The organism is Actinomadura logoneensis (assembly GCF_003428695.1).
Lineage (GTDB): Bacteria > Actinomycetota > Actinomycetes > Streptosporangiales > Streptosporangiaceae > Spirillospora > Spirillospora logoneensis.
On sequence record NZ_QURH01000917.1, the window covers coordinates 1 to 7,215 of the forward strand.

Genomic DNA, 7,215 nt, shown 5'->3' on the forward strand with positions numbered 1-7,215 from the left:
GCACGTCGGTCCAGCCGCCGGGGAGCCGGACCCGGCGGGACGCCGGGGGCGACGGCACCGGGACCGGGCGCGGCGCGGGCGGGTCGCCGCCGGGGAGCGTCACCCGGACGCGCGCGGTGGTCAGCTCGGCGGGATCGCGCAGGTCGATGCCGTAGGACTCGTGGTACCGCTTGTAGAACTCCTCGGCCGCGCGCTGGACGGTCTCCGGCGTCACGGGTCCGGCGGACAGCTCGACGGTGAACGCGTGCGCCTGGCCGACGAAGCGGATGCCCACCGACCGGACGACGACCGCGCCGTCAGTGCCGTCAGTGCCGTCAGTGCCGTCTGGACCGTCTGGGCCGTCTGCGCTGTCAGTACCGTTCGTGTCGTCCGCCGCGAGGTCCGCGCGGGCCGACCGCTCCAGCTCGGCGAGCAGGGCGGTGAGGTCGCCCAGCGCCTCGCGGCTCCCCGAGCAGGACGTGAGCCGCGCGACCGGCGCGAGGAACGTGCGCGCCCGCTCGACGGCGAGGTCGGCGTGCAGCAGTCCGGCGGCCGACCCGACGCCGGCGTTCGGCGGGACGAGCACCCGTCCGATGCCGAACCGCGCGGCGAGCCCGGCGGCGTGCGTCGGCGCCGCGCCGCCGAGCGCGACCAGCGTGAACCCGCGCGGGTCGATGCCCCGGCGGACCGTCACGACGTGCACCGCGTCGCCCATCTGCGCGCCCGCGATGTCGTGGATCGCGGCGGCGGCCCCGGTCACGTCCACGCCGAGCGGGCGCGCGACGTGCTCCTCGATCGCGGCGCGCGCGAGCGCGGCGTCCAGGCGGAACCCGCCGAAGCCGGCCGGGTCGAGGTAGCCGAGGACGAGGTCGGCGTCGGTGACGGTGGGCAGGGTCCCGCCGCGTCCGTAGCAGGCGGGGCCGGGGTCCGCGCCCGCCGAGCGGGGCCCGACGCGCAGCGTCCCGGCGTCGGCCCAGGCGATCGATCCACCGCCCGACCCGACCTCGGCGAGGTCGATCGCGGGAATCTTGATCGGGACGCCCGTGCCGGGCCGCCGCCCGCCGTGGCTGCCCTTGCCGCCGACCTGGAACTCGTGCGTGACGCCCGGCCGCCCGCCGCGGACGAGCCCGGCCTTCGCCGTCGTCCCGCCCATGTCGAAGCAGACCAGGTCGGCGATGCCGCGCCGGGCGCCGAGCCGGGCGGCGGCCACGACCCCGGCGGCCGGGCCGGACTCGATGGTGTGGACGGCGCGGTCGGCGGCGAGCCGGGCGGGCAGCACGCCGCCCGCCGACTCCATCACGCGGACCGGCGCGACGATCCCGCACCCGCGCAGCCGCTCCTGGAGTCCGCGCAGGTAGGCGGCCATGACCGGGCCGACGTAGGCGGACATCAGGGTCGTCGTCGCGCGTTCGTACTCGCCCATCTCGGGCCACACGTCGCAGGACGCCACGACCGGCGTGCCGTCCGGCAGGCGGGCCGCGACGATCTCGGCGAGCCGCCGCTCGTGGACCGGGTTCAGGTACGAGTGCAGCAGGCAGATCGCGACGGCCGCGACGCCGAGCGCGGCGACGCGGCCGGCCACGTCCGCGGCGGCCGCCTCGTCCAGCGGGGTGAGCACGGCCCCGGAGGCGTCGATCCGCCCGGGGACGGTGAAGGTGTGCGACAGCGGGACGGGCGGCTCGGGCTGCCGGTAGTAGCGGTCGTAGCGGTCCTCCTCGACGCGCGCCCGGCGTCCCAGCGCGAGCATCGACCGAAACCCCTCGGTCGTGACGAACGCGACCGGCACGCCCGTCCGCTCCAGGATCACGTTGGTCGCGAGCGTGGTCGCGTGGACGAACCGGGTGACCTCCCGCGGGGCGACGGCGGCGTCCGCGAGCACCCGGCGGACGCCGCGCAGCAGCCCTTCGGCCGGGTCGTCCGGCGTGGTCAGCGTCTTGGCGACCACGACCCGGCCGTCGGGCCCGGTCAGCACCACGTCGGTGAACGTCCCGCCGACGTCGGTCGCGAGGGTGACGCACATCCGCACCTCCGCGGGGCGTGTACCTAGCTAGCGCTTGGTACGTTAGTGCGCATGATGCTGGACGGCAAGATCGCGGTGATCACCGGCGCGGGCCCCGGCCTCGGCCGCACGCTGGCGGTGCTGATGGCGCGCGAGGGCGCGGACGTCGTGGTCGCCGCGCGCAGTGCGGAAACGCTCGCGGCCATCGCCGGGCAGGTGGAGGCCGAGGGCCGCCGCGCCCTCGCCGTGCCCACCGACATCTCCGACCCGGCCCAGGCCGCCCGCCTCGCCGAAACGGCCGCGGGCCGGTTCGGGCGCGTGGACGTCCTGGTCAACGCCGCCTTCCCGGGATCGCACCGGCGCGACGTCCTCGACATGGACGACGCGCACCTCGAACGGTGGCGCAGGGCGGTCGAGACCGCCGCGTTCGGCACCCTCCTGGCCTGCCGCCACATCGCCCCGCACATGGTCGCCGCCGGGATGGGCTCGATCGTCAACATCACGTCCATGTCGTCCCGCGGCGGCTACGCCGGGCGCAGCGACTACGCGGCGGGCAAGGCGGCCGTCCACCTGCTCTCGCACTGCCTGGCCGACGAGCTCGGACCGTCCGGCGTGCGCGTCAACTGCGTCGCGCCCGGCTGGATCGCCTCGGACGTCCTGGACGACTGGATGCGCGCCCGCGCCGAGGCCGAGAACACCACCTTCGAGGCGATCCGCGCCCGCGACACCGCCGCCATGGCCCTGCGCCGCATCGCCACCGAGGAGGACGTCGCCCGCGCCGTCATCTGGCTCGCGTCCGACCAGGCGGCGGCCACGACCGGCGCCACCATCGACGTCAACGCCGGCCAGTACTTCACCTGACCCGGCGGGGGGATGCCCCGCGGACGACCTCCGTGGACGGCGCGCCGCGCCGTCACCTCAAAACCTCCGGTGCCATGAGCGCGGAGCCATCCCATTTCGCCGCGTCAGAGGTGACGATGAGGGTGTGGCGACGGATATTCACGGATTCTTCGAGTGCCGGATGCGCAGCGACCCCCTCGACCGCTGGCGCGGCGTGCTGGAACTGCGGGACGTGTTCACCGGACGGTCCGAGCCCGCGTTCGGCTGCCTGTTCGGCGTGCGCGAGCGGCTCGGGTTCCGGCCGGTGGCGGGCGGGCGCGGGCTGCCGCTGGACGCGTCACCGCAGACCCGGGCCGCGCAGAACGAGGGCCTGGCCGGGCACACCTGGATCGGCTGGCAGGAGCTCGCGGGCATCGACTGGGACGAGCCGTCCGAACGCCCCGACAGCCGCGTCCGGCACTACCGGCGGCGCGGCGACGGGACGCTGGAGCTCGTCGGGACCTACCTGTGGGACACCGCCTTCGCCGACCGGATGGACGTCGCCGTGAGCGCGGGCGGCGCGGCCGACTGGGCCGAGCGGCGCGAGTGGACCGACGGGAGCACCGTCTACCGGGCCGACCGGGCGCGCCGCCGCGACGCGGTGGACGCCGCGACCTGGGAGCCGGTCTGGAAGATCATGGAGGTGCTCGCGGACGTGCACGGGCCGGGCAACGTCCGGCTGGTGGTCTGGTTCGGCTGAGCCGCCCCGTCCGGGCGGCGGCCACCGCTGTTCCCAAGCAAATGCTTGGTGCTACCGTGTGGGCCGAGCGGTGAGCCGAGCCCTGAGGGAGGCCGCGGTGGCGGAGACGGTGATGCGCGCGGCGGTGCTGCGGGAGTTCGGCGCGCCCCTGGAGATCGCCGACGTGGCGGTGGCGGCGCCGCGCGCGGGCGAGGTCGCGGTCCGGATCGCCGCGTCCGGGGTGTGCGGCTCGGACCTCAAGGCGCTGGACGGCACCAGCCCCGTCGTCCGGCACCTGCCGTGCGTGCTCGGCCACGAGAGCGCGGGCGTCGTGACCGAGGTCGGGCCGGGCGTGGCGGGCGTCCGGCCGGGCGACCACGTCGTCATCGCGATGAACGGGCCCTGCGGCCGGTGCCGCGCCTGCGTGCGGGGCCGTGCCTTCCTGTGCTCGGGAAGCACCCGGATGTCGGCGATCATGGGCGTCTTCCCCGACGGCTCGACCCGCCTGTCGCTGGACGGCGAGGCCGTCCGCCCGTACATCGGCATCGGCGCGTTCGCCGAGCGCGCGGTGGTGCCCGAGGCGATGTGCGTGAAGGTGGCCGCGGACGCCCCGCTCGACCTGCTCGCCCTCACCGCCTGCGGCGTCGTCACCGGATACGGCGCGGTCATGAACACCGCGAGGGTCGAGGCCGGGGCGAGCGTCCTGGTGGTCGGCTGCGGCGGCGTCGGGCTCAACGTCGTGCAGAGCGCGGTGCTCGCCGGGGCGACGACCGTCATCGCCGCCGACGTGGTCGACTCCAAGCTCCGGCTCGCCGAGCAGTTCGGCGCGACGCACACCCTGCTCGCCGACGACCTGCCCAAGCAGGTCGGCGAGATCGTGCGCGGCGGCGCCGAGTACGCCTTCGACGTCACCGGCGTCACCGAGGTGCTGGCCAAGGCGTTCGCCGCCACGCGGCCGGGCGGGACGACCGTGATGGTCGGCTCTCCCGCCGCCGGGAGGGACCTGCGGATCCCGGCGGGCCTGCTGTTCGGGTCGCGCCGCCTCGCGGGCACCCAGGGCGGCGACGCCGTCCCCGCCCGCGACCTGCCGATCCTCGCCGACCTGTACCGGAGCGGACGCCTCAACCTGGACGGCCTGGTCAGCGAGCGGGTCCCGCTGGAGCGGGTGAACGAGGCCGTCGCCCACGTCCGGAGCGGCGCGGTCGCCCGCTCGGTCATCGTCTTCGACTGACCGCGGCGGGCACCGCCCGCGTCCGGCCGGCCGGTACGGCTCACCCCGCCCCGCCTGTGGGTTCACGGTAAATTGCCGTACTGGTACCCCCGGATCGGAGAACAGGTGAACGACAACCCGCCGCAGCCTCCGCTCGGCGAGCAGCCGCCCGGCGAGCCCCGGCCGCCCTCCGGCGAGCAGCCTCCGCCGTACGGACCGCCGCCGCACGCCGTCCCCTACGGCTCGCCCTACGGCGGCCAGGGCGGCCCGCCGCCCCCCTACGATCCGCGCTACGGCTACGGCCCTCCCGGCGTCCCGCAGCACCCGTCCGCGCACGGCGGCGCGGTGACGTCGGAGGAGACGAACATGGTGGTGCTCAGCTACGTGCTGATGCTGTTCGTCGGCTTCCTCGCGCCGCTGGTCATCTACCTGATGAAGAAGAACACCTCGCGGTTCGTCCGCCACCACGCGGCGCAGGCGCTGAACTACCAGCTCACGATGCTGATCCACCTGCTGGCGCTCGGCTCGGTCTGCGCGGTCCCGGCGATCATCACCAAGAACCCCGCCTACCTCGTGCCGCTGGTCCTGGTCTACCTGGAGCTGCTGATCGGGGGCTGGGTCTTCCCGATCGTCGGCGCGGTCTCCGGCGGCAAGGGCAGGTGGACGCGCTTCCCGACCTTCTTCTGCTTCCGGATGATCCGCTAGCCGGCGCCGAGGGGTGCCCGGCGCGCGGATCAGCGCCCAAGGTGCTCGGCGGCGTACCGGTCGAGGACGGGCAGCACCTCGTCCCGGCCGCCGCCGGGGACCCGCAGCACCACCTCGTCGACCCCGAGCCCGGCGTAGTACTCCAGCTTGGCGTGCGTGGGCACGGTCCCGAACGGGACGACCCGCGCCATCGGACGCCCGGCCGCCTCGCACGCGGCGCGCAGGGCGGGCAGCGCCTCGCGCACGCCCGCGCCCCCGATCGGCATCCATCCGTCGCCGTACTCGGCGACGTGCGCGAACAGCGTCGGGCCGGGCGCGCCGCCGAGCAGCACCGGCACCGGCCCGGCGGGCTTCGGCCATGACCAGCTCGGCGCGAACGAGGCGTACTCGCCCTCGAACACGGCCTCGTCCCTCGTCCACAGCTCGCGCATGGCGAGCACGGCCTCCCGCACGCGGGCCCGGCGGAGCGGCCAGTCCACGCCGTGGTCGGCGGCCTCCTCGCGGTTCCAGCCGTAGCCGACGCCGAGGACGACGCGTCCGCCCGAGATCCGGTCGAGCGTCGCGACGGCCTTCGCGGTGACCAGCGGCTCCCGCTGGGCCGCGAGCAGGACGCCGGTCCCGAGCGTGAGCGTGCGGGTCGGCACCGCCGCCGCGGCGAGCGCGACGAGCGGGTCGAGGGTGCGGGCGTACTCCTCGGGGAGCGTGTCGGCTCCGGTCGGCGGCGGCGTCGTCCGCGCGACCGGGATGTGGGTGTGCTCGGGCAGGTAGAGCGAGGCGAAGCCGCGCTCCTCGGCGGCGACGGCCAGCTCGTGCGGCGGCATCGTGCGGTCGGTGGCGAACATGGTGATCCCGAGGCGCATCCGGGCTCCCCTCCCCTTGCGGTGCCGGCACCGGCGTCCGGTGCCGTGCGCGGCGGCGCGACACGCGTCACACTGTATCCACAACCAAGCGATTGCTCGGCTTCCGTCCATTGATGTAGCGTGCGCTTGTTCGGTCAATCCGAGGAGGCCAGGCCGATGCCGTTCGCAGAGCTGGGCGACGCGCGGGTGTTCTTCACCGACGACCTGCCCGCTGGCCGGGAGCCGCGCGCCACGCTGCTGCTGGTGCACGGCTACGGCGCCGACTCCGACGACTGGATCTTCCACCTGCCCGGCTTCGGCGGCCGGTACCGGATCATCGCGCCCGACCTGCGCGGGCACGGCCTGTCGTCCGCGCCCGCGACCGGCTACACCCCGCACGACCTGGCCGCCGACCTGGTCCGGCTGCTGGACCTGCTGGAGGTCGCCGAACCGGTCGTCGCGGTCGGCCACTCCCTCGGCGCGATGGTCGTCAGCGCCCTCGCCGTCGAGCACCCGGACCGCGTCCGCGCCCTGGTCTGCGTGGACCCGGCCTACGGCCAGTCCGCCGAGATCGCCGCCGCCTTCCCGGCGATCCACGCGGGGCTGCGCTCCGGCGACCCGTACCCGACCGCGCTGGCGAACGAGGAGTGGTGCCACACGCCCGCCTCGCCGCCCTGGCTGCTCGCCTGGCACCGCCGCAAGATCCTCGCCACCGCGCCGCAGGCGCTCGCCGAGGCGTTCCCGGCGATGTACGAGGGTGACGCGGCGTTCGGCCTGCGCCCGCAGGGCGACGCCTACCTCGCCCGGCGCGCCTGCCCGGTGCTGTCGTGCTGGTCGGCCGCGCAGGCCGCCTCGGCGGACTGGGAGCGCGGCCTGTTCCGGCACCCGGCGTCCCGCGCGGAGGCGTGGCCCGGCGGCGGCCACC

Annotated in this window: 7 protein-coding genes; 5 read left to right on the top strand and 2 right to left on the bottom strand. The window is 75.6% G+C overall.

Annotated elements, in window-relative coordinates; all coding sequences use genetic code 11:
* On the bottom strand, positions 1-1,999 hold a 1,999-nt coding region (locus DZF91_RS30925; RefSeq protein WP_147341472.1), incomplete at its 3' end, for a hydantoinase/oxoprolinase family protein.
* Between the two features lie 51 nt (positions 2,000-2,050).
* On the opposite strand from DZF91_RS30925, the gene DZF91_RS30930 reads away from it, so the two are divergent.
* The 4 genes from DZF91_RS30930 to DZF91_RS30945 all read left to right on the top strand — a co-directional run bounded on the left by DZF91_RS30930 (position 2,051) and on the right by DZF91_RS30945 (position 5,451).
* Positions 2,051-2,839 (top strand): SDR family NAD(P)-dependent oxidoreductase, encoded by a 789-nt coding sequence (locus DZF91_RS30930; RefSeq protein WP_117360615.1) that lies wholly within the window; start codon positions 2,051-2,053, stop codon positions 2,837-2,839.
* A gap of 124 nt (positions 2,840-2,963) precedes the next feature.
* Positions 2,964-3,557 carry a hypothetical protein gene (locus DZF91_RS30935; protein WP_147341473.1) on the top strand — a complete coding sequence of 198 codons (594 nt, stop codon included), beginning with the start codon at positions 2,964-2,966 and terminating at the stop codon, positions 3,555-3,557.
* Between the two features lie 112 nt (positions 3,558-3,669).
* On the top strand, positions 3,670-4,767 hold the full coding sequence (locus DZF91_RS30940) for an alcohol dehydrogenase catalytic domain-containing protein (protein WP_117360620.1): 1,098 nt from the start codon (positions 3,670-3,672) through the stop codon (positions 4,765-4,767).
* 105 nt (positions 4,768-4,872) lie between these two features.
* Positions 4,873-5,451: a DUF4870 domain-containing protein gene (locus tag DZF91_RS30945; RefSeq protein ID WP_117360617.1), complete on the top strand. Its 579-nt coding sequence runs from the start codon at positions 4,873-4,875 to the stop codon at positions 5,449-5,451.
* A 29-nt stretch (positions 5,452-5,480) separates the two neighbouring features.
* Here DZF91_RS30945 and DZF91_RS30950 read toward each other — a convergent pair whose 3' ends face one another.
* On the bottom strand, positions 5,481-6,311 hold the full coding sequence (locus DZF91_RS30950) for a TIGR03619 family F420-dependent LLM class oxidoreductase (RefSeq protein WP_117360618.1): 831 nt from the start codon (positions 6,309-6,311) through the stop codon (positions 5,481-5,483).
* 156 nt (positions 6,312-6,467) lie between these two features.
* Here DZF91_RS30950 and DZF91_RS30955 point away from each other — a divergent pair.
* Positions 6,468-7,215 (top strand): alpha/beta fold hydrolase (locus DZF91_RS30955; protein WP_117360619.1); only part of this gene is annotated, 748 nt, incomplete at its 3' end.